We start from the raw sequence: 22,601 nt of genomic DNA, 5'->3' as shown, positions 1-22,601 counted from the left end.
CCGTCTAGCCCGGCGCGGCGACCGTGATCAGCCGCGCCCAGTGCGCGGGAGTGCCCTTCTCGCCGATGAGCCTGCCCTCGGCCTCCACCCACGCGTGGGGGCTGAACGGCGGGCTCATCAGCGTTCCCACGCACCAGGTGGGCCAGGTGCCGCCGAGCCGGCAGGTCAGCGCCACGGCCACGGACCGGGGCAGGCAGGCGCGGTGCCCGTTCATGGACACGCTGGCGGCCAGCACCAGTTCGCGCGCGCCGGCCGCCTGTGCCTCGGTCGCCGGCACGGCGCCGCGCGCGATGCGGGTCAGCGCCCGTTCCAGGCGGTGCGGGGCCAGGCAGGCCAGGAGGCGGGCGGCCCCGACCGTCGTACGGGCCGCCAGCCGGCGGCGCAGCGGGAAGGCCGCCCGGGCCGGCAGGGCGGTGGTGACGCTCACGCCGCCACCACTCCGGCCTCGGCCATCGCCGCGAGCAGCGCGTGGACGTCCGCGGCCGCGCGTTCGGCGTCGACGTCGTACTCCTCGGTGAGGCGGCGCGTGGCGTCCTCGGCGTGCCCGCCGTCGAGCAGGGTGCCCACGATCGTCGCCGACGTGGGGTTGAGCTCCCAGTAGGCGCCCGACTTGGAGTCGAGCAGGACGGCGCCGTACGCGGTGGGTGCGAGCCTGAGGTACTCGCGGTGGACCAGTTTCATGCCAGGGCTCCTCGGGTGGTCGTGGTCGTGCGCAGCCACATCTCGGCGGCGAGGGTGGACACGAAGCGCTCGTCGCGCAGCTCCGGCGAGGAGGACGCGGCGCACAGGCGGCGCAGCTCGGCCTCGTCGACCAGGCCGGCGCGGCCGAGCATGCTGTCCTCCCACAGTCCGGTCAGTGCCGCACGGTTGCGGTAGAGGCCGGCGGCCGCGTCCATGGTGCCCTCGCCCTTCGTGGCGCGGGACAGGGAGCGGCGGGGCACCAGTCCGTCCATCGCGCGGACCAGCACCGGCTTGTACGCCCAGGGGTCGACCCGGTCCTCGACGCGGACCGAGAAGGCGGCCTCCACGACCCGGTCGTCGAGGAAGGGGGCCGACATCGGCACGCCGGCCAGTCGGCCGGCCTCCTCGACGGCCTGGTTGTCGCGGGCCAGCTGGTGGAGGGCCGCCAGTTCCATGTGGCGGCCGGGGGTGGGCCCGTACGGCTCGGCGGTACGCGCGGCGGCGGCGAGTTCCGCCTCCAGCAGGCGCAGGCAGTCCTCGGTCAGCCAGGAGGCCGGGGAGGGCGGCCACAGCCAGCCGAGCGCGGGCCTGCCGGACACCGGCGGCGGTGGCCGGCGCAGGGAGACGGCGGCCAGTGCCCCGCGGTAGCCGCGCCGGTCGGCGAGCTGGCGGAGGGCGGGCGCCAGCGGCCAGGAGAGCATCGCGCGGAAGCCGCCCAGGCGGCGCAGGGCGAGCAGCGGGCGGCGGGCGACCAGCGCGTGCAGGTGGTGCGGGAGGCCGACGAAGAGGTTGTCGCCGCCGTTGCCGGTCAGGTGGAGCCGGGAGCCGCGGGCGGCCATCTTGGCGGTGAGGACGGTGACGCGGTGGCGGGAGGCGATCAGCGCGTTGGGGGCGTCGAGCGCGAGTCCGGGGTCGTCGAACCCGTCGTAGAACGTGGGCAGTTCCTCGTTCGGCAGGATGTAGTGCTCGACGCCGGGCAGGTCCTCGGCGGCCCAGCGCGCCCACCGGCCGTCCTCGTTGAAGGCCTCGTCGCCGGTGGAGGTGCAGGCGATGAGCCGCGCGCTGGGGTCCCGGGCGGCCAGGAAGCACACGCTGGTGGAGTCCAGGCCGCCGGAGAGGTCGGCGCTGATCAGCCCGCCGGGGGCGGTACGGACCTCGACCGCGTCCAGCAGGGCGTCCCGGACGGCCGCGGCTGCGCGGTCGATCGGCGTGTCCGGCTCCGGCGGCCGGTGCCAGCGCCGGTGGGAGGGGATGCCGTCGGGGCCGGCCAGCAGGGCCGTCCCCGCGGGGACGGCGGTGATCCGCGACCACAGGGGGCGCTGGTCGAGGGGGGCCGGGGCCATGCCCAGCAGGTGGACCGCCACGGCGACGGGGTCCGGTTCCAGGTGCGCCAGGCGGGCGAGTTCGACGGCCCGGTCGCCGGCCACGAGCGTGCCGCCGACGCGGGTGTGGAAGACGCGCCGGGCCCCGTAGGCGGAGCCCTGGACGCGCAGGGCCCCGTCGACGGAGGCGAGCAGGTGGAACTGGCCGGGCAGGGTGAGTGCCAGGCCGTCCAGGTCGGCCGGGTCGCGCAGCAGGCCGGCGCGGCGGGTGAGCGGGCCGGCCACGGCCCTGCTGACGGTACCGAGCACGGCGAGGGCGGTACGGCCCGCCCTCGCCACGATGAGGTCGGCCGGCTCCCACCGGCCGACGATCCAGTCGCGTCCGGAGGCGTGGGGCACGGACGACAGACCGGGCCGTTCCTCGCGCAGGTGCCGGGCCGCGGCGGCCGCCGCCTCGTTGTCAGGGAATACGAAGAAGAACGGTGCGCCGTGGTCCGGCATGGTCAGCTCCTGCGCAGAGATCCGGGCGATTTAGAAGAAGCCGCGAACGCCCTTCCAGTCCCAGCCGCCGATCGGCAGACCCATACCGGTGTCGGCGCGGAAAGAGCCGGCCGCGGAGAAAACGGGAACCTCGTACACCTTCTTCATCATGGCTTTTCCTTTTCTGACGGGCCGGGAGGATTTCCCGGCGACCCTGTCGCTTGCCGTACCAATTTCGCAGCGGCGCGTCCCGTGCCTCAATATGTCTGTCCGCTTCGGGCCGCGGTGGCAGCAACCTGACAGGGCGACAGAAATGGACCGGTTCGTTCCTTAGAATTCCGGTCCGGTTGTGTGCCTTACGATCAGATTGGCAGCCTTGACGACATGACGACACACGTCAGCACCCCGGCCCGTTCGGCAGCCCTGGCCACACCGCCGCCACCGAGGTGGGCGGTCTGGGCCGCTCATGCCGTTCCCCTGATCGTGCTCCCCTCCACCCTCTGGCGCCTGGCCATGGCCGCCGGTGTGCCCGTCGGGTACAGCGAGGAGGTGCTGCGCACCGACTACGGGCTGCCCGGCACCGGTTATCTGATCCTGCCGGCGATCTCGCTGGCCCAGGAGGGCGCGGCCCTGCTGACGCTCGGGCTGGTCCGCGACTGGGGCCTGGTCGCGCCGCGCCGGCTGCCGTTCATCGGCGGGCGCCCGGTGCGTACCGGGGCCGCGGTGACGGCGGCGCTGCTCGGCGCCCTGGTCCTCACCGCGGTGACGGTCAGCCAGCTGATCCTCTGGGACACCGTCGACCAGGGCCACCTGACGGGCACGCACCGGACCGTCATGGGCTGGCTGTACGCGCCGCTGCTGCTGTGGGGGCCGCTGCTGGCGCTGGTGACCCTCTCGTACGCCGCGCGGCGGCGACGTCAGCGATGAACACGGCCGTTCTCGTCCTGCTGGCCGCGCTGTCCCTGACGGTCTTCGTCGCCGGACTCGCCTCCGGGGCGCGGCGGCTGCTCGGCGTCCAGCTGGGCAAGGGACGCGCGCTGCTGACGGGCAGCGTCGGGCTGGCCTCGGCCACCCTGGTCAGCTATCCGCTGCGCGACGTGCAGCCACTCGCCCTGATCTCCCTGGAGATCGGGGTGTCGCTCGTGGTCGCCATGCTGTTCCTGGCGGCCACCGAGGTGCTGGTGCCCTCGGGCGCGGTGCGCGGTCTGGTGCGGCTGCCGCGCTCGCTGCGCCGCAGCTTCGCCCGCACCCGCCGGTACGGGCGGCTCAGCCGGATCTTCGTCCGGCACGGGCTCGGCCGCTTCATCAGCGGCCGCTCCCGGCGCGGGCCCGGGGCCGCGGCCGAGCGTGCGGTGCTCGCGCCGTCGCTGCGGCTGGCGCTGGAGGAGGCCGGGGTCACCTTCGTCAAGCTGGGACAGGTGATGTCCACCCGGTACGACCTGCTGCCGCCGGAGTTCATCGACGAGCTGAGCTCGCTCCAGGACCAGGCCTCCCCGGAGCCGTGGGAGGCCGTCGAGCAGGTGCTGCACGAGGAGTTGGGGGCGCCGCCCGGGGAGGTGTTCGCCGAGTTCGATCCCCGCCCGGTGGCCGCCGGGTCGATCGCGCAGGTGCACCGGGCGCGGCTGGCGTGCGGGAAGCAGGTCGCGGTGAAGGTGCAGCGGCCGGGCGCGCGCGAGATCGTCGTGGACGACCTGGACATCCTCTACCGGTTCGCGGCCCGGCTGGAGAAGCACACCGACTGGGGGCGCAGCGTGGGCGCGCTCGCGCTGGCCCAGGGGTTCGCCGTGTCGATCCAGGAGGAGCTGGACTTCCGTATCGAGGCCCGCAACACGCTGTCCGTGGCGGCCGCGATCGAGGCGGCCGGCGGGGACTCGGTGATCCGCGTGCCCGAGGTCCACGAGGACCTGTCGGGCAAGCGGGTCCTGGTCACGGAGTGGATGGCGGGCACGGCCCTGCACAGCGTGTCGCAGGTGCTGGACGAGCGCGGCCTGGACCGCCAGGCTCTGGCCACCGCCATGCTGGAGTGCCTGCTGGGGCAGATCATGACCAGTGGTGTCTTCCACGCCGACCCGCACCCGGGCAACCTGCTGCTGCTGGACGACGGCCGGCTCGGCATGCTCGACTTCGGCTCGGTCGGCCGCATCGACCGCTCGCTGCGCGGCACGCTCGGCGGCATGCTGCTGGCGCTGCACCGGGGTGACCCGGCGGGGCTGTCGGACGCGCTGCTGGCGCTGGTGGTGCACCCCGAGCACATAGACGAGCGGAAGCTGGAGCGGGCGCTCGGGCAGTTCCTGGCCCGGCACTTCGCACCCGGGATCAAGCCGGACCGGGAGATGTTCGCCGACCTGTTCGCGATCGTGTCGCGGCACGGGATCAGCGTGCCCCCGGAGATCGCGGCCGTCTTCCGGGCGCTGGCCACCATGGAGGGGTCGCTGGACCGCCTGGTGCCGGGCTTCGACATCGTCGCGGAGGCCCGGTCCTTCGCCGTCACCCAGCACCTGCGCAAGCTCCGGCCGGAGGCGCTGGGCCGGTCGGTGACCGAGGAGCTGCTGGGGCTCGTGCCCATGCTGCGCCGACTGCCGCGGCGGATCGAGCGGATCGGCGCGGCGGTGGAGGGCGGTCAGCTGACGGTCGGCGTACGGCTGTTCGCGGACGCCGACGACCGGCGGTTCCTGCGCTCGCTGGTGCACGAGGTGCTGCTGGCGTTCCTGGGCGGGATGATCGGGCTGGTCGGGGTGCAGCTGCTGCGTACCGAGGGCGGGCCGATGCTGGGCAAGAACTTCGGGCTGTTCGAACTGTTCGGCTACAACCTGCTGGTGATCAGCTCGGTGCTGGTGCTGCGGGTGCTGTTCCTGATGATCGGCTCCGGCCAGCGGCGCTGAGCTGCCGCCGCGCCGCCCGGGGAGGCCCGGCCCCGTGACGGGGTCCGGGCCTCCCGCGCGTACGGCCTCAGCGGCGGGCGGCGGCCCGCTGGTAGGCGCGGCCGGCCAGCGGGACCACCACGGCGAGCAGGACGACCAGCACCACGAGGGCGGCGATGACCGGGTGCTCGGAGGGGAAGGCGCCGCTGGAGGCGCCCCGTTCGTTGCCGAACAGGTCACGGGCGGCGGACACCACCGCGCTGACGGGGTTCCACTCCACGATCACGCGCATCCAGCCGGGCAGGCCCTCCGGCGGCACGAAGGCGTTGGAGAGGAAGGCCAGCGGCATCATCACCACGCCGGAGAGCGCGCTCACCGCCTCCGGGCTGCGCAGGCTCAGGCCCAGCAGGGCGCCCAGCCAGGACATGGCGAAGCCCATCAGCAGCAGCAGCCCGAAGCCGGCCAGGGTCTGGAGCACGCCGTTGTGCGCCCGCCAGCCGATCAGGTAGCCGACCAGGGCCATGATCGCGCTGGTCCAGGCGACCAGGACGAGGTCGGCGGAGGTACGGCCGAGCAGGACCGAGGAGCGGGAGATGGGCAACGCCCGGAAGCGGTCCACCAGGCCGTTGTTGAGGTCCTCGACCACGCCGATGGCGGTGGTCGTGAGGTTGGCGAGCATCACCTGGGCGAAGATGCCGGCCATGATGTATTCCTTGTAGCCGCCCTGGCCGGGGACCTCCATGGCGCTGCCGAAGAGGTAGCCGAAGACGAGGACGAAGGCCACCGGCATCACGGTGATGCCGAGCAGCTGCTCCGGCATCCGCCGGATGTGCCGCATCTGGCGGCCCGCGAGTGCGAACGAGTCGCTGAGCACCTCGGTCATGCCGCCTGCATCTCCTTCTGCTCCTTCTTCTCCCCCGCCGGCGCGGGCTGTGGGTCCTGCTGGGCCGGTCCGGCGGGGCCGGCCGGCTGCTCGTCCGCGCCCCGCTGGCCCGTCAGCGCCAGGAAGACGTCGTCGAGGGAGGAGCGGCGGACCGCGAAGTCCTGCGGCTCGATGCCGAGGCGCTCGAGGCCGGTGGCCGCCGCGGCGATGGTGTTGACCCCGCCCGCCAGCGGCACCGAGACCGTGCGGTGCTCCTGGTCGACCACCGGCTCCTGCGGCGAGACGTCGCAGAGCACCCGGGTGGCGGCGGCCAGGTCGGCGGCGGAGGCGACCGAGATCTCCAGCCGCTCGCCGCCGACCTTCCGCTTGAGTTCGTCGGGGGTGCCGTCGGCGATGACCACGCCCTTGTCGATGACCGCGATCCGGTCGGCGAGCTGGTCGGCCTCCTCCAGGTACTGGGTGGTCAGCAGCACGGTCACGCCGTTGTCGACCTGCTCCTTGATCATCTCCCAGAGGGCGAGCCGGCTGGTGAGGTCCAGACCGGTGGTCGGCTCGTCCAGGAAGAGCACCGGTGGGCTCGCCACGAGGCTCGCGGCGAGGTCGAGGCGCCGGCGCATGCCGCCGGAGTACGTCTTGGCCATCCGGCCGGCGGCGTCCACCAGGCCGAACTTCTCCAGCAGTTCGTCGGCGCGGGCCCGGGCGCCCTTGCGGCCCAGGCGCAGCAGGGTGCCGATGAGCTGGAGGTTCTCGCGGCCGGTGAGCCGCTCGTCGACGGCGGCGTACTGGCCGGTGAGGCCCACGTTGGCGCGGATCAGCCTGGCCTGGGTGGCCAGGTCGTAGCCCGCGACGGTGGCGCGGCCCTCGTCCGCGTCGAGCAGTGTCGCGAGGATCCGCACGGTGGTGGTCTTGCCCGCCCCGTTGGGCCCGAGCACCCCGAGGATGGTGCCCGCGGGCACCTCCAGGTCGATGCCGTCGAGCGCCTGGTGGTCGCCGTAGCGCTTGCGGAGGCCCTCCGCCGAGATTGCCGTTTCCATGACGGCCACTCCTTTGCTGTGTCGCGTCTGTGTGGTCGGGGCGGGTCAGCGGACGGAGGTCAGCTGACCGGCGAGCTTCGCGAGGACGACCCGGCCGATCTCGGCCGCCGGTTCCGGCTGGAGCAGGTGTCCGTGGTGCGCGTGCACCGGGTGGGTGGTGATGGCACCGGCCACGTACGGCTCCCAGGCGGCGACGGAGTCCACCGTCCTGGCCTCGGGGTCGTCGGTGCCGGCGGTGGAGACGAAGAGCAGCAGCTCGCCGTCGAAGCGGCGCGGCCGGTAGGCGGCGCTGAGCACGTGGTTGTTGATGCCGACCTTCACGAAGGCCGAGATGTGGTGCTCCTCCAGGCTGCCGAGTGCGCTGTCCCGGCCCCGGATGAGCTCCATCGCCCGCTGGTGGTCGAGGGGCTGCGAGCGCAGCTCGGCGAGGTCGTAGCCGACGAAGTCGAGGAGGGTCTCCAGGACGTCCCGCTCCGTGGGGAGGGTGTAGTCGTCGTCCTTCCAGGACTCGTCGTACGGGGTCTGGTCGAGGTTGGCCAGCAGGGCCACCCGCTCCCCCGCCTCCGTGAGCTGGGTGGCGATCTCGTGGGCGACGAGGCCGCCGAAGGACCAGCCGATGAGGTGGTAGGGGCCGGCGGGCTGCACCGAGCGGATCTGCTCGACGTAGTCCGCGGCCATCTCCGGGACGCTGGTGGCGATCGTCCCCTCGCCGTTCAGGCCCCGGGCCTGGAGGCCGTAGACCGGGTACTCGGCCGCGATGTGCGCCAGCAGGGTCGAGTACGGCCAGCTGAGGCCGCCCGCGCCGTGGACGCAGAACAGCGGGGGCCGCTCGCCGCCGGTGCGCAGCGGGAGCAGTACCTCGAAGCCGTCGCCGTCCTGGCCGGTGCCGAGCCTGTCGGTGAGCTGGGCGACGGTCGGGGTCTCGAAGATGCCGCGGTTGCTGAGCTTGACTCCGAGGACGGAGCGGATGCGGCTGACCAGCTGGATGGACGTGATGCTGTCGCCGCCCAGCTCGAAGAAGCTGTCGTCGATCCCGACCCGGGCGACCCCCAGCACCTCGGCGAACAGGCCGCAGAGGACCTCTTCCTGGGCCGAGCGGGGACCACGGCCGCCGGGGGTGGTCTCGGCACCGGGGGCGGGGAGCTGCTTGCGGTCGAGCTTGCCGTTGACGGTGAGCGGGAGGGCGTCCAGGGCGACGAAGGCGGCCGGGATCATGTAGTCGGGGAGGGCGGCGCCGATGTGGGCGCGCAGCGCGTCGGCGTCCAGGGCGGTGCCGGACGCCGGGACGACGTACGCGGCCAGGCGCTTGATGCCGGGGGTGTCCTCGCGGACGATCACGGCGTTGTGCGCGACCGAGGGGTGGGTGGCCAGGACCGTCTCGATCTCACCGAGCTCGATGCGGAAACCGCGCACCTTGACCTGGTCGTCGGAGCGGCCGAGGTAGTCGAGCTGTCCGTCGCGGGTCCAGCGGGCCACGTCACCGGTGCGGTACATCCGTGCACCGGCCGGACCGTAGGGGTCGGCGACGAAACGTTCCGCCGTCAGGCCGGGGCGGCCCAGGTAGCCGCGCGCCAGACCGGCGCCCGCCAGGTACAGCTCGCCGGCCACGCCGGCCGGGACCGGGCGGAGGGCGGCGTCGAGGACGTACGTCCGGGTGCCGGGGACGGGCGAGCCGATGACCGGCGCACCCGAACCGGCGCCGAGCGGGCCGGACGTGGCGGCCATGACCGTGGATTCGGTGGGGCCGTACGCGTTGACCATGCGGCGGCCCGGCGCCCAGCGGTCCACCAGCTCCGCCGACGTGGCGTCACCGCCAACGATCAGCGAGCGGAACTCCGGGAACTCGCCCACCGGGACGCTGGCGAGGGCGGCCGGCGGGATCAGCGCGTGCGTCACGCGTCCGGCCGTCAGGACCTCGGCCAGCACCTCACCGGCCAGCGGACCCGCCGGCGGCACCACCAGGGCCGCACCCGCGGCGAAGGTCATCACCAGCTCCAGCACCGACGCGTCGAAGCTCGGGGAGGCGAACTGCAGCACCCGGGCCGACGCGTCGACCTTGAACCGCTCGATCTCGGCCTCCGCGAAGGCGGCGAGACCGGCGTGCGTCACCACGACGCCCTTCGGGCGGCCCGTCGACCCCGAGGTGTAGATCACGTACGCCGGGGAGTCCAGGGCGACCGGGACCGTCGGGCGGGCCGTGGACTGCGCTCCGGTGTCCGGGAGTTCGCGCAGGACCAGGACCGGGCGGGCGTCGTCCAGCATGTACGCGATGCGCTCGGCCGGGTACTCCGGGTCCACCGGCAGGTAGGCGCCACCGGCCTTCAGCACGGCCAGCTGCGCGATGACGATGTCCACCGAACGCGGCAGCACCAACGCCACCACCGCCTCCGGACCGACGCCCTGGCCGGCGAGCCAGTGCGCCAGCCGGTTCGCCCACGCCTCCACCTCCCCGTAGGAGAGGACGACATCGCCGGACACCACGGCCGGGGCCTGCGGCGTGGCATCCACCGCCGCCTCGAACAGACCGTGGAACGTCACCGGAGCCAGCCCGGCATCCGGACCCACGGCCCACGCGCCCAGGACCCGGTCACGCTCGACGTCCTCCAGGACGTCCACCGCGCCGACCCGGACCTCCGGATCCGCCGCGACCGCCTCCAGGACGGCCACCAGACGACCCGCCAGTTCCTCGGCGGTCACCCGGTCGAACAGGTCCACGGCGTACTCGACACTGCCCTCCAGACCCGACTCCCCCTCCCCGAGCTGGAAGGTCAGGTCGAACTTCGCCGCGTCGAGGCTGATGTCCTCCGGGGCGATGCGCACGCCGCCGCCGAGGTCCAGGGTGGCCCCGCCGGTGTTCTGGAAGGCGAGCATGACCTGGAAGAGCGGGTGGCGGGCCATGGACCGCTCGGGGTTGAGCACCTCAACGAGCCGCTCGAAGGGCACGTCCTGGTTCGCGTACGCCGCCAGGTCCGCCTCCCGCACCCGCGCCAGCAGCTCGCGGAACGTCGGCTCGCCCGACACGTCCGTGCGCAGCACCAGGGTGTTCACGAAGAAGCCCACGAGGTCGTCGAGGGACTCGTCGGTCCGCCCTGCGATCGGCGAGCCGAGCGGGATGTCGGTACCGGCGCCCAGGCGGTGCAGCAGCGTCGCCAGAGCCGCCTGCACCACCATGAACAGGCTCGTCCCGGACGTCCGGGCCAGCTCGTCCAGGCGGGCGCGGGTGTCCTCGCGGACCTGGAAGGGGACCGTGGCACCGCGGTAGCTCATCCGGGCCGGCCGCGGCCGGTCGGCGGGCAGCGCCAGCTCCTCCGGCAGGCCCGCCAGCGCCTCGCGCCAGAAGTCCACCTGCCGGGACAGCTCGCTGACCGGGTCGTCCTCCTCCCCCAGGACCTCGCGCTGCCACAGCGTGTAGTCCGCGTACTGCACCGGCAGCGGCGCGAACTGCGGCGCCGCGCCGCCCAGCCGGGCCGCGTAGGCGCGGCCCAGGTCCCGGGCGAGGGGGCCCATGGACCAGCCGTCGCCCGCGATGTGGTGGACGACCAGGAGCAGGACGTGCGTGGTGGCGTCCACCGTGAACAGGTGGGCGCGCACCGGCAGGTCGGTGGCCAGGTCGAAGCCTCGGGAGACCTCGGCGGCCAGCGCGGCCGCGTCGTAGGGCGCCGTGGTCAGGACCGGGCGGGCGGCGCCGGGCGCCAGGATCAGCTGGTGCGGGCGGCCGCCGGTGTCGGGGAAGACGGTGCGCAGGCTCTCGTGGCGGGCCACGACGTCGCCGAGCGCGGCTTCGAGCGCGGCGGGGTCGAGGGCGCCGGTGAGACGGACGGCGAGCGGCATGTTGTACGTCGCCCCGGGCCCCTCGAAGCGGTCGAGGAACCACAGCCGCCGCTGGGCCGGCGAGAGCGGGATCTCGGCGGGCCGCTCCCGTACCGTCAGGGCGGGCCGGCCGGTGCCCTGCTCGCCCAGGCGTTCGGCGAGCGCGGCGGCGGTGGGCGCCTCGAAGAGGGTGCGGACGGAGACCTCCGCGCCGAGCCGGGAGCGGATGCGGCCGGTGACGCGGACGGCGAGCAGCGAGTGGCCGCCGAGGTCGAAGAAACTGTCGTCGACGGAGACCTTGTCCAGGCCGAGGACCTCGGCGTAGATCTCGCACAGGGCCTTCTCCCGCGCGGTGCGCGGGGCACGGCCGGCCGGGCCGGTGCGCGGTCCGGGGGCGGGCAGGGCCTTGCGGTCGAGCTTGCCGTTGACGGTGAGCGGCAGCCGGGGCAGGGCGACGCAGGCGGCCGGGACCATGTAGTCGGGCAGCCGCTCGCCGAGGGCGCGGCGCACCTGCTCCGGCTCGGGGGCGCCGGTGCCCGGGGCGGGTACGAGGTAGGCGACGAGCTCCTGGATGCCGGGGCGGTCCTCGCGGACGAGGACGGCGCTGTGGGCGATGCCGGGCAGGGCCTCCAGGGCGGCCTCGATCTCGCCGAGCTCGATGCGGAAGCCGCGGATCTTGACCTGGTCGTCGGCGCGGCCGAGGCAGTCGATCCGGCCGTCGCGGGTCCAGCGGGCGCGGTCGCCGGTGCGGTACATACGGGTGCCGGGGGCGCCGTACGGGTCGGCGGTGAAGCGTTCGGCGGTCAGGGCGGGGCGGCCCAGGTAGCCGCGGGCCAGGCCGGCGCCCGCGAGGTACAGCTCGCCGGCGACGCCGGGCGGGACGGGGCGCAGGGCCGCGTCGAGGACGTAGGCGCGGTAGTTGTCGAGCGGGCGGCCGACCAGGACGCGGTCGCTGTCGGTGACGCGCTGGCCGAGGGCGTCGACGGTGGTCTCGGTGGGGCCGTACAGGTTGTACGTCACCAGGCCGGGGGTGCGGGCGAGTTCGCCGCGCAGGGCTTCGCCGAGGGCCTCGCCGCCGAGGCTGACCAGGAGCGGGCGGATCTCCTCGTCCGTGGTCAGGCCCAGCTCGTGGAGCTGCTGGAAGTGTCCGGGGGTGGTGTCGATGTGGTCGAGGCCGCCGACCCGGCGGGCGTAGTCGAGGAGGGCGGCGGGGTCCTGGCGGGCCTCGTCGTCCATGAGGTGCAGTTCGTGGCCGGCGAGCAGCCACAGCAGCGGGTCGACCGCCGCGTCGAAGGAGAAGGAGGCGGCGAGGGCGACCTTGAGGGGGCGCCCGCCCGCGGCGGCGATCACGTCGGCGTACAGCCGGCCGAAGTGGTCGTGGAAGAGGTTGCCGACGCTGCGGTGCTGGACGGTGACGCCCTTGGGCCGGCCGGTGGAGCCGGAGGTGTAGATGACGTACGCGGCGCTGTCCGGGTGGCCGGCGCCGGGCGCCTCGTCGGGGCCGAGGTCGTGGCCGGGCCAGGCGCGGTCGCGGTCGAGGGCGTGCAGGTCGGCGACGGAGGCCAGTTCGGCGACGGGCCGGGCGTCTTCGAGGACGTACGCGATCCGCTCGGCCGGGTAGGCGGGGTCGACGGGGACGTAGACGGCGCCGGCCTTCATGACGGCGAGCAGCGCCACGATGTGCTCGGCGGAGCGCGGCAGCCGTACGGCGACGGCCTGTTCGGGCCGGACCCCGTCGGCGACGAGCTGGCGGGCGAGGCGGTTGGCCCAGGCGTTGAGGGCGGCGTAGCTGAGGCGGACGTCGCGGAAGACCAGGGCGGTGGCGTCGGGGGTGCGGGCGGCCTGGGCCTCGAAGAGCCGGGGCAGGGTGGCGGTGGGGTGGGCGCGGGCGGTGTCGTTCCAGTCCTCCAGGACCTGCCGGCGCTCCTCGGCGGTGAGGACGTCCACGGTGGACAGGGGCCGGTCGGGGTCGGTGACGAGGTCGGTGACCAGGCGGACCAGGCGGTCGGCGAGCGCCTGGGCGCTGTCGCGGTCGAAGAGGTCGGTGGCGAACTCGATGCCGCCCTCGATGCCGTCGGGGGTGCCGTCGGCGGTGAACCGTTCGGCGAGGACGACGGACAGGTCGAAGTTGGAGGTCTTCAGGCCCACGGGCCGGGCGGCGGTGCGCGGCCCGCCGAGGTCGAGGGTGGCCTCGGCGTTGTTCTGGAAGGAGAGCATGACCTGGAAGAGCGGGTGGCGGGCCAGGGAGCGGCCGGGGTTGAGGGTCTCGACCAGCTGCTCGAAGGGGACGTCCTGGTGGGCGTACGCGGCCAGGTCGCTCTCGCGGACCCGCTCCAGCAGTTCGCGGAAGGTGGGGTCGGCGGACACGTCGGTGCGCAGCACCAGCGTGTTGACGAAGAAGCCGACGAGCTCGTCGAGGGCCTGGTCGGTGCGGCCGGCGACGGGCGTGCCCAGGGGGATGTCCTCGCCGGCGCCGAGGCGGTGCAGCAGCGCGGCGAGCGCGGCCTGGGCGGCCATGAAGACGCTGGCGCGGCAGGTGCGGGCCAGGCCCGTCAGCGCCCGGTGGGTGGCGGCGTCGATGGTGAGGTCCACGGTGTCGCCGCGGTAGCTCATCTCGGCGGGGCGGGGGCGGTCGACGGGCAGCGACAGCTCTTCGGGGAGGTCGGCGAGGGTGGTGCGCCAGAAGTCGATCTGGCGGGCGAGTTCGCCGCCGGGGGTGTCCTCGTCGCCGAGGACCTCCTCGCGCCACAGGGTGTAGTCGGCGTACTGGACCGGCAGCGGCTCCCAGGCGGGGGCCGTGCCCGCCGCGCGGGCGCGGTAGGCGGCGCCGAGGTCGCGGGCGAGGGGGGCCATGGACCAGCCGTCGGCGGCGATGTGGTGGACGACCAGGAGCAGGACGTACTCGGTGCCGCCGAGCGCGAAGAGCCGGGTGCGCAGCGGGAGGTCGGTGGTGAGGTCGAACTCCTTGCCGGAGGCGGCGGCCAGGGCCCGGTCGAGCGCGTCGTCGGCGACGCCGATGACGGGCAGGGCGGGGACGGCGTCGGCCGGGTCGAGGACGTGCTGGCGGGGGCGGCCGTCGGTGTCGGGGAAGACGGTGCGCAGCGCCTCGTGGCGGGCGACGAGGTCGCCGAGGGCGGCGCGCAGGGCCGGGACGTCGAGTTCGCCGGAGATCCGTACGGCCAGCGGCAGGTTGTAGTTGCCGCCGGCGTCCTCGAAGCGGCCGAGGAACCACAGCCGCCGCTGGGCGGGCGAGAGCGGGACGGCGTCGGGGCGCGGCCGGGCGGTCAGGGCCTGGCGGGCGCGGCCGGCACCGGCGATCCGTGCGTCGAGGGCGGCGACGGTGGGGGCCTCGAAGAGGGTGCGTACGGCGATCTCCGCGCCGAGGTCGGCGCGGATGCGGCTGACCAGGCGGGTGGCGAGCAGGGAGTGGCCGCCGAGGTCGAAGAAGCTGTCGTCGACCGAGACCCGCTCCAGGCCGAGCACGTCGGCGAAGAGTGCGCACAGCTGGGCCTCGCGGGCGGTGCGCGGGGGCCGGCCGGCGGCGGCCGCGCCGTCGGGCACGGGCAGGGCGCGGCGGTCGAGCTTGCGGTTGGGGGTGAGGGGCAGGGCGGGCAGCGTGACGTAGGCGGAGGGCACCATGTAGTCGGGCAGGGTGCCGTCGAGGTGGGCGCGCAGCGCGTCGGCGGCGGGCACGGTGCGGCCGTCGGCGGGGACCAGGTAGGCGGCGATGGTCTTGATGCCGGGGCGGTCCTCGCGGGCGATGACGGCGGCCTGGCCGATCGCGGGGTGGGTGGTGAGCGCGGCCTCGATCTCGCCGAGTTCGATGCGGAAGCCGCGGATCTTGACCTGGTGGTCGGAGCGGCCGAGGTAGTCGAGCTCGCCGTCGGCGGTCCAGCGGACCACGTCGCCGGTGCGGTACATGCGGGTGCCGGCCGGACCGTAGGGGTCGGCGACGAAGCGCTCGGCGGTCAGGCCGGGCCGGCCCAGGTAGCCGCGGGCCAGGCCGGCGCCCGCGAGGTAGAGCTCGCCGGGGACACCGGGCTGGACCGGGCGCAGCGCGCTGTCCAGGACGTACGTGCGGGTGCCCCGGATGGGGCGGCCGATGGTGGGGCGGGCCGGCCAGGCGTCGGTGTCGGCGGGGAGGGTGGCGGCGGTGACCACGTGGGTCTCGGTGGGCCCGTAGTGGTTGTGCAGGACGCGCCCGGTGCCGTGGTGGAAGTCGCGGACCCGCTTGCTCAGGACGAGGGCTTCACCGGCCTGGGCGAGGTGGCGCAGGTCGGGGAGGTCCAGGCCCTGGCCGACGGCCTCCTCGCAGAGGGCGTCGATGACCAGGTTCGGCGCGTACACCTCGTTGATCCGCTGCTCGGCCAGCCAGGTGACGAAGGCGGCCGGGTCGCGGCGGGTGTCCTCGTCGGGGATCACCAGGGTGCGGCCCGAGAGGGTGGTGGAGAGGATCTCCTGGGCGGAGACGTCGAAGCTGATGGCGGTGAACTGGGCGGTGCGCACGCCCGGGCCGCCGGGCAGCTCCGCCTCGTGCCAGCCGATGAGGTTGGCGAGGGGGGCGCCGGGCATCGCGACGCCCTTGGGGCGGCCGGTGGAGCCGGAGGTGTAGATGACGTAGGCGGGGCTGAGCGCGGTCAGCGGCGCGGTGCGCTCGGCGTCGGTGACCTCGCCGTCGGGGAGGCCGGCGAGCGCGGCGGTCGTGGCCTCGTCGTCCAGGAGCAGCAGCGGGGCGGTGTCGCCGGTGCCCGTCGCCGCGGCCAGTCGCGGCCCGGTGGCGTGGTCGGTGACCACGAGGGCGGGGCGGGCGTCGCCGAGCATGTGGGCGATGCGGTCGGCGGGGTAGGCGGCGTCGACGGGCAGGTAGGCGGCGCCGGACTTCAGGACGGCCCACAGGGCGGTGACCAGGTCCAGGGAGCGGGGCAGGGCCAGGGCGACGGTCCGCTCGGGGCCCGCGCCGCGGGCGATGAGCAGCCGGGCCAGGCGGTTGGCGCGGGCGTCGAGCTCGCGGTAGGTCAGCGCGGAGCCCGCGAACTCGACGGCGACGGCGTCGGGGTGGCGGTCGGCGGTCTGCCGGAAGAGCTCGGGCAGCGGGAGCAGCGGGCCCTCGTGGGCGGTGTCGTTCCAGGTGCGGAGGACCTGTTCGCGCTCGTCGCCGGTGAGCAGGTCGAGCCGGCCCACGGGGGTGTCCTCGGCGCCCGGCAGGGCGGCCAGCAGGCGCAGTACGCGGGTGCCGAGGGCGTGCGCGGCGGCGGTGTCGAGGAGGTCGGGGCGGTGGCTGAGGTCCAGCGCAAGGGTCCGGCCGGCGTTGACCAGCAGGCTCAGCGGGTAGTGGGTGCCCTCGTGGCTGCGGCCGTCGACGACGCCCAGGCCGCCGGCGGAGCGGCGCAGGCCCTCGGTGTCGACGGGGTAGTTCTCGAACACCAGGAGGGTGTCGAAGAGTTCACCGGCCGCCGGGGTCAGGCGCTGGATGTCGCCGAGGCCGAGGAACTGGTGGTCCATCAGGGCGGCCTGCTGGTCCTGGAGGCGCTCCAGGAGGGCGCCGACGGGCTCGGCCGGGTCCAGCGTGACCCGGACGGGCAGGGTGTTGATGAACAGGCCGATCATGGATTCGACGCCGGGCAGCTGCGGCGGGCGGCCCGAGACCGTACCGCCGAAGACGACGTCGTCGCGGCCGGTCAGCCGGCCCAGGACGATCGCCCAGGCGACCTGCACCACGGTGTTGACCGTGATGCCGCGTGCGCGCGCCCAGCGGGTCAGTTCGGCGGTCGCCGCGGCCGGCAGCTCGACGCGGGTGAGCGTGGGGGCGAGGGGTTCGCGGCCGGCGTCGGGGGCCGCGAGCAGGGTGGGTTCGGCCACGCCGTCCAGGACCTGGCGCCAGGCGTCCTCGGCGGCGGTGCGGTCCTGGGCGGCGACCCAGGCGAGGTAGTCGCGGTACGGGGTGACCGCGGGCAGCGCCCGCTCGTCGGAGCCGGTCCCCAGCAGCCCGTACAGCTCGAAGAGCTCACCGATGAGCAGGGCGCGGGACCAGCCGTCGAGCAGGATGTGGTGCGCGGTGACGAGGAACTGGAAGCGGTCCTCGCCCAGGTCCACGAGGGTGAAGCGGATCAGCGGCGGGCGGGCCGGGTCGAAGCGGCGGGCCCGGTCCGCGGCGGCGGTCTCCTCGGCCGCCGCGGCCCGCTCGCCGGCTGGTCGGCCGGACAGGTCGGTGACGGTGAAGTCGGGTGCCAGCTCGAAGGGGATGAGCTGGACCGGCTCGCCGTTCTTGCGGTAGCGGAACGCGGCGCGCAGGCCGGCGTGCCGGCGCAGCAGGGCCGCGCAGGCGGAGCGCAGCCGCCCGGTGTCCACGCCGCCCTCGATGTCGAGGACGAACTGCATGGTGTAGACGTCGGGGCCCTGCTCGTCGTACTGCGCGTGGAACAGCAGGCCCTGCTGGAGCGGGGAGAGCGGGAGGATGCCCTCCAGGCGCGGCTTCTGCTTGGTCATGACGCTTCTCTCCACTCAGAACTCGAAGTCTTCTTCGAACGCGTCGATCTCGTCCTGGGCGAGATCGAGCAGCGGTGCCGGTCCGGCCGCCGCGGGGTGCGGGACCACCACCTGCACCGGCCCGGCCGCGGGGTCCGCGGCGTGGGCCACCAGGGCGCGCAGCGCCCGGAACCAGCCCTCGGCGAGCGCGGCCACCTCGGCCTCGGTGAACAGGCCGTCGGGCCAGGTCCAGGAGGCCACCAGGCGGGGGCCGCCGGGACCGTCCTGGGCCAGGGAGTTGAGCTCCAGGGCGTGGGCGGCGGGCATCGCGGCGTCGCTGCCGCCGAGGCCCCCGTCGCCGGTGCCGGTTCCGGCGCCGTGATCGTCGGTGCCGCCGTCCCCGGCGCCGAACCGGCCCAGGTAGTTGAAGCCGATCTGCGGGACGGGCAGGGCGGCCAGGACGTCGGCCGTCTCGGGGTTGAGATGGCGCAGCAGCCCGTACCCGGCGCCGTTGTCGGGCAGTTCGGCGAGCTGCCCGGCGACGTGGGCCAGGGCCCGGCCGACGGCGGGACCGCCGGCGTAGAGGGCCTCCCAGTCGCCGTCGGGGACGGCGGGGTCGAGGCGCACCGGGAAGAGGCTGGTGAACCAGCCGACGGTGCGGGAGATGTCGGCGTCGGGCAGGACGCCGGTGAGCAGCTCCTCGCGGCCGTGGCCCTCCAGGTCGAGCAGGACGCCCCGCTCGCGCCGCCTGCCGCGGCCGCGGTCCCAGTCGGTGACGGCCAGCGCGAACGCGGTCAGCAGCACCTCGTTGATGCCGGTGCCCAGCGCCGTGGGCACGGTGGTCAGCAGCGGTCCGGTGACGTCGGCGGGCAGCGTGGTGCTGTGCTGCCGGGCCGTGGCGGCCACGTCGCGGGCGGCGTCCAGCGGCCGGGCGCCCAGGACGGGCTCCTGGTAGCCGGCGAGCATGCCGGTCCACACCGGGAGTTCGGCGGCCCGCTCGGGGGCGAGTGCCGCCCGGGCCAGGCCCCGGGCCCAGGCCCGGAAGGAGGTCCACACCGGTTCCAGTACGGGTTCCCGGCCGGCGACGACGGCCTCGTAGGCGGCGGTGAAGTCGGGCATCAGGATGCGCCAGGACACTCCGTCGACCACCAGGTGGTGGACGATCAGCAGCAGCCGGCCCATCGCGTGCGGCCCGGCGTCGAACCAGAGTGCCTGGACCATCAGCCCGGCCGCGGGGTCGAGCCGGTCCTGTGCGGCCCGGCCCTCCAGGTCGATCCGCCCGGCGAGCGCGGCCGGGTCCAGGCCCGCGACGTCGATCCGGTGGACCACGTCGGCGGCGCGCAGGGAGCCCTTCGGCGGCACGTGCAGGATCCACTCGGCGGGCTCGCGCACCAGGCGGGCGCGCAGCGCGTCGTGGTGGTCGAGGACGGCCTGGACGACGGCGCGCAGCGTGTCCTCGGTGAGGTCGCCCGGGACGGGCGCCGTCACCGACTGGTTGAACCCGTCCGTGCGGCCGCCCAGTTCCCGCAGCCAGCGGATGATCGGGGTGGCGGGCAGGGCGCCGATCGCCGGGTCCGCGCCCTCCTCGTCCGGTGCGAGCAGCTCGGCCGGGGACTGCGGCAGGGCGGCGGCGAGCGCCTGGACCGTCTTGTGCCGGAACACCTCGCGCGGGGTCAGCACCAGACCGGCCAGGCGGGCGCGGCCCACCAGCTGCACGGAGGTGATGCTGTCGCCGCCGAGGGTGAAGAAGCTGTCCTCGACGCCGACCGCGGGCAGCCCCAGAACCTCGGCGAACAGGCCCGCGAGGAGCTCCTCGCGCGGGGTGGCGGGGGCGCGTCCCACCGGCCGGTCGGCGAAGTCGGGCGCCGGCAGGGCCTTGCGGTCGAGCTTGCCGTTGGTGTTCAGCGGCAGCGCGTCCAGGGTGACGAACACGGCCGGGACCATGTAGTCGGGCAGGTCGGCGGCGGCGTGGGCGCGCAGCTCCTCGGCGTCGGGCGCCGGGCCGCCGGTGGCCGGGACGACGTACCCCGCCAGCAGCTTGGTGCCGGGCCGGTCCTCGCGGACGACGACCGCGACCCGGGAGACCCCGGGGTGCCGGGCGAGGACGGCCTCGATCTCGCCGAGCTCGATACGGAAGCCGCGCACCTTGACCTGGAAGTCGGTGCGGCCCAGGTACTCGATCTCGCCGTCGGCGCCCCAGCGCACCAGGTCGCCGGTGCGGTACATCCGGGTGCCGGGGGCGCCGTACGGATCGGCGGTGAAGCGTTCGGCGGTCAGGCCGGGCCGGCCCAGGTAGCCGCGGGCCAGGCCCGCGCCCGCGAGGTAGAGCTCGCCGGGCACGCCGGGGGCGGCCGGGCGCAGCGCCCCGTCGAGCACGTACGCACGGGTGTTGAGGATGGGCCGGCCGATGGAAGGGGCGGAGGCCGTCCCGTCGAGCTCGGCGGTGGTGGACCAGATGGTGGTCTCGGTCGGCCCGTACACGTTGAGGACCGACCGGCCGGCCGCAGCCATGGCCGCGGCCAGTGCACCCGGGACTGCCTCGCCGCCGACCAGCATCCGCAGGCCCGCCAGGGCCTGCGGCACCTGGCCGGTGAGGGTCTGCCAGAGCGAGGGGGTCGCCTGGAGGACGGTGCCGCCGTGTCCGGTGATCAGCGCGGCGAGCGCGTCGGGGTCGAGGACCTCGTCCTTGCCCGCGATCACCACGGCGGCGCCGGCCAGCAGCGGCAGGTACAGCTCCAGGGCGGCGATGTCGAAGGAGACGGTGGTGACGGCGACCAGCCGGTCGGCGGCGTCCATCGGCACCCGCTCGGCCATGTCCGCCAGGAAGTTGTCCAGGGCGGCGCGCGGGATGACCACGCCCTTGGGGCGGCCGGTGGAGCCGGAGGTGTAGATGGCGTACGCCGGGGTCCGGCCGTCGGCCCGGTCCGCCGGGGCGGCGTCGGCCGGGTACGCGGCGAGGGCCGCGCCGGTGGCCGGGTCGTCCAGCAGCAGCGCCGGGGTGCCGGTGGCCGGCAGGGCGGCGGCGGTGGCGGCGGTGGTCAGCAGCAGCGAGGGGCGGGCGTCGTCGAGGACGTAGCCCAGCCGCTCGGCCGGGTGCTCGGGGTCCAGTGGTACGTAGCCGGCGCCGGACTTGAGCACCGCGAGGAGCGCGACCAGCAGGTCGGCGCCGCGGGGCAGGGCGACGGCGACGTACGCCTCGGGGCCCGCGCCGCGGTCGGCGAGCAGGTGCGCCAGGCGCGTGGAGCGCTCGTCCAGTTCGGCGTACGTGAGCCGGTCCGTACCGCTGATCACGGCGGTGGCCCCGGGTGTCGCGGCCGCCCGGCGGGCGAACCGGGCGGTCAGCGGCTCCTGGCCCGGCTCGGCCTCGGCCCGGCCGGCCCAGTCGACCAGCACCCGGTGCTCGTCGGCGGCGGGCAGCAGCCGCAGCCGTCCGACGGGGACACCGGCCTGTCCGGCCGCCTCGCCGAGCAGCCGCACCAGGGTGGCGGCGACGTCGTCGACGCGGGCCCGGTCGATCAGGTCCGGGCGGTGGGCGAGGTCGAGGCCGAGGGAGCGGCCCAGGCTCACGGTGAGGCTGAGCGGGTAGTGGGTGCTCTCGTGGTTGTCCCCGCCCACGATGCCCAGGCCGCCGGCGGCGCCCCGCAGCCCGTCGGCGTCGAGGGGGTAGTTCTCGAAGACGACGAGGGTGTCGAAGAGCTCCCCGAGCCCGGTGATCCGCTGGATGTCGGCGAGCGGCAGGAACTGGTGGTCCATCAGGCCCGCCTGCTGGGCCTGGAGGCGTTCCAGGAGGGCGGCGAGCGGTTCGGCCGGGTCCAGGGCGACCCGGACCGGGAGGGTGTTGATGAACAGGCCCACCATCGACTCGATGCCGGGGACCTGCGGCGGACGGCCGGAGACCGTACCGCCGAACACCACGTCGCTCCGGCCGGTGAGCCGGCCGAGGACCAGGGCCCAGGCCGCCTGGACGACGGTGTTGACGGTCACCCCGCGCTCGCGCGCCCAGCGGGCGAGCGCGGCGGTCTCGGCCTCGGGCAGCTCCAGCCGGGTGCGTTCGGCCCGGACCGGGGCGCGGGACGGGTCGGGCGCGGCGACCAGCGTGGGTTCCTCCAGCCCGTCGAGCACCTCGCGCCAGGCGGCCTCGGCCGCTCCGCGGTCCTGGCCGTCGATCCAGGTCAGGTAGTCGCGGTACGGGGTCACGCGGGGCAGGGCGCCGAGGTCGTTCCGTCCGGCGTACAGGGTGAACAGCTCGCCGAGGAAGACCGGCATGGACCAGCCGTCGAGCAGCAGGTGGTGGTGGCTGATGATCAGCCGGTGCCGGTCGGCCGCGGTGGAGGCGAGGGTGAACCGCATCAGCGGGGGCCGCGCGAGGTCGAAGCGCCGGGTCCGGTCCTGCTCCACCAGGCGGTCGGCCGCGGCGTCCCGCTCGTCGGCGGGCAGGCCGGTGAGGTCGGCCTCCGTGTACGGCAGCTCGAAGCCGGCGGGCACCGCCTGGACGGGGGCGTCCAGGCCCTCGTGGCGGAAGGCCGCGCGGAGGTTGGCGTGCCGGGTCAGCAGGGTGTGCAGGGCCGCGCGCAGCGCGGGCCGGTCGACCGGGCCTTCGATGTCGAGGGCGAGCTGGACGGTGTAGACGTCCTCGCCCTGGTCGTCGTAGACGGCGTGGAAGAACAGGCCCTGCTGGAGCGGGGACAGCGGCAGCAGGTCGGCCAGGGGACCGTGGTCCGCCTCCAGGACATCGATCTGCTCCTGCGTGACCTGGACGAGCGGACGCACGTCGGACGGCGTCAGGCCGACCGTGTCCTGCGTGGCGGCGTGGGCGGCCAGGTCCCGCAGGGCCGTGAACCAGCCCTCCGCGAGCGCCCGGACCTCGTCCTCCGTGAACAGAGCGGCGGGCCAGGACCAGTCGGCGGTCAGGCGCGGGCCGTCGGCGTGGTCGAGGGTGACGGCGTTGACGTCGAGCGCATGGGCGAGGGGCATGCCGGGTTCGCGGCCGTCGCCGAGGTCGGCGTCCGAGCGCAGGGCCCAGTCGGCGCCGGGGCCGTCACCGGCGGTGGCGTCGAAGCGGCCC

General features: G+C 74.9%; 10 protein-coding genes. 2 read left to right on the top strand and 8 right to left on the bottom strand.

Features of this window, described 5'->3' with window-relative positions:
* Positions 1-4: 4 nt before the first annotated feature.
* The 4 genes from ACIPXB_RS34930 to ACIPXB_RS34915 are packed head-to-tail and all read right to left on the bottom strand — an operon-like array spanning position 5 to position 2,654.
* Positions 5-427 (bottom strand): lasso peptide biosynthesis B2 protein, encoded by a 423-nt coding sequence (locus ACIPXB_RS34930; protein WP_401456654.1) that lies wholly within the window; start codon positions 425-427, stop codon positions 5-7.
* Positions 424-681 carry a lasso peptide biosynthesis PqqD family chaperone gene (locus tag ACIPXB_RS34925; protein ID WP_401456653.1) on the bottom strand — a complete coding sequence of 86 codons (258 nt, stop codon included), beginning with the start codon at positions 679-681 and terminating at the stop codon, positions 424-426. Before ACIPXB_RS34925 ends, ACIPXB_RS34930 begins: the two co-directional genes overlap by 4 nt.
* On the bottom strand, positions 678-2,504 hold the full coding sequence (locus ACIPXB_RS34920; protein WP_401456651.1) for an asparagine synthase-related protein: 1,827 nt from the start codon (positions 2,502-2,504) through the stop codon (positions 678-680). The genes ACIPXB_RS34925 and ACIPXB_RS34920 overlap by 4 nt, the downstream gene beginning before the upstream one ends.
* A gap of 30 nt (positions 2,505-2,534) precedes the next feature.
* Positions 2,535-2,654, bottom strand: coding sequence for a keywimysin-related RiPP (locus ACIPXB_RS34915; protein WP_401456649.1), 120 nt, complete (start codon positions 2,652-2,654; stop codon positions 2,535-2,537).
* A gap of 213 nt (positions 2,655-2,867) precedes the next feature.
* Between ACIPXB_RS34915 and ACIPXB_RS34910 the strand changes: the two genes are divergently transcribed.
* Both ACIPXB_RS34910 and ACIPXB_RS34905 read left to right on the top strand, forming a co-directional pair.
* Entirely contained in the window at positions 2,868-3,410 is a 543-nt protein-coding gene (locus tag ACIPXB_RS34910) for a hypothetical protein (protein ID WP_401456647.1), read from the top strand.
* Entirely contained in the window at positions 3,407-5,365 is a 1,959-nt protein-coding gene (locus ACIPXB_RS34905) for an ABC1 kinase family protein (RefSeq protein WP_401456646.1), read from the top strand. The genes ACIPXB_RS34910 and ACIPXB_RS34905 overlap by 4 nt, the downstream gene beginning before the upstream one ends.
* A gap of 67 nt (positions 5,366-5,432) precedes the next feature.
* On the opposite strand, the gene ACIPXB_RS34900 is transcribed toward ACIPXB_RS34905, so the two are convergent.
* From ACIPXB_RS34900 to ACIPXB_RS34885, 4 genes are all read right to left on the bottom strand, one after another.
* Complete coding sequence (locus tag ACIPXB_RS34900; protein ID WP_401456645.1) at positions 5,433-6,227, bottom strand: ABC transporter permease; 795 nt, start codon at positions 6,225-6,227, stop codon at positions 5,433-5,435.
* A complete protein-coding gene (locus tag ACIPXB_RS34895) occupies positions 6,224-7,261 on the bottom strand; it encodes an ATP-binding cassette domain-containing protein (RefSeq protein ID WP_401456643.1) in 1,038 nt (345 codons plus the stop codon). Before ACIPXB_RS34895 ends, ACIPXB_RS34900 begins: the two co-directional genes overlap by 4 nt.
* Positions 7,262-7,306: 45 nt before the next feature.
* Entirely contained in the window at positions 7,307-17,557 is a 10,251-nt protein-coding gene (locus tag ACIPXB_RS34890) for an amino acid adenylation domain-containing protein (RefSeq protein WP_401456641.1), read from the bottom strand.
* A 15-nt stretch (positions 17,558-17,572) separates the two neighbouring features.
* Positions 17,573-22,601: amino acid adenylation domain-containing protein (locus ACIPXB_RS34885; protein ID WP_401456639.1), on the bottom strand; the 5,029-nt coding region annotated here is incomplete at its 5' end.

The sequence above is a fragment of the Streptomyces sp. NPDC090022 genome (genome assembly GCF_044748145.1).
In the GTDB taxonomy this organism is placed as follows: domain Bacteria; phylum Actinomycetota; class Actinomycetes; order Streptomycetales; family Streptomycetaceae; genus Streptomyces.
Note: the sequence above shows the minus strand (reverse complement) of the source record. Positions and strands in the feature narration are given on the sequence as shown.

Excerpts from the sequence above, each read along its gene's own strand:
- ACIPXB_RS34925 (WP_401456653.1), bottom strand. The coding sequence starts at position 681 with ATGAAACTGGTCCACCGCGAGTACCTCAGGCTCGCACCCACCGCGTAC.
- ACIPXB_RS34920 (WP_401456651.1), bottom strand. The coding sequence starts at position 2,504 with ATGCCGGACCACGGCGCACCGTTCTTCTTCGTATTCCCTGACAACGAG.
- ACIPXB_RS34915 (WP_401456649.1), bottom strand. The coding sequence starts at position 2,654 with ATGATGAAGAAGGTGTACGAGGTTCCCGTTTTCTCCGCGGCCGGCTCT.
- ACIPXB_RS34910 (WP_401456647.1), top strand. The coding sequence starts at position 2,868 with ATGACGACACACGTCAGCACCCCGGCCCGTTCGGCAGCCCTGGCCACA.
- ACIPXB_RS34905 (WP_401456646.1), top strand. The coding sequence starts at position 3,407 with ATGAACACGGCCGTTCTCGTCCTGCTGGCCGCGCTGTCCCTGACGGTC.
- ACIPXB_RS34900 (WP_401456645.1), bottom strand. The coding sequence starts at position 6,227 with ATGACCGAGGTGCTCAGCGACTCGTTCGCACTCGCGGGCCGCCAGATG.
- ACIPXB_RS34895 (WP_401456643.1), bottom strand. The coding sequence starts at position 7,261 with ATGGAAACGGCAATCTCGGCGGAGGGCCTCCGCAAGCGCTACGGCGAC.
- ACIPXB_RS34890 (WP_401456641.1), bottom strand. The coding sequence starts at position 17,557 with ATGACCAAGCAGAAGCCGCGCCTGGAGGGCATCCTCCCGCTCTCCCCG.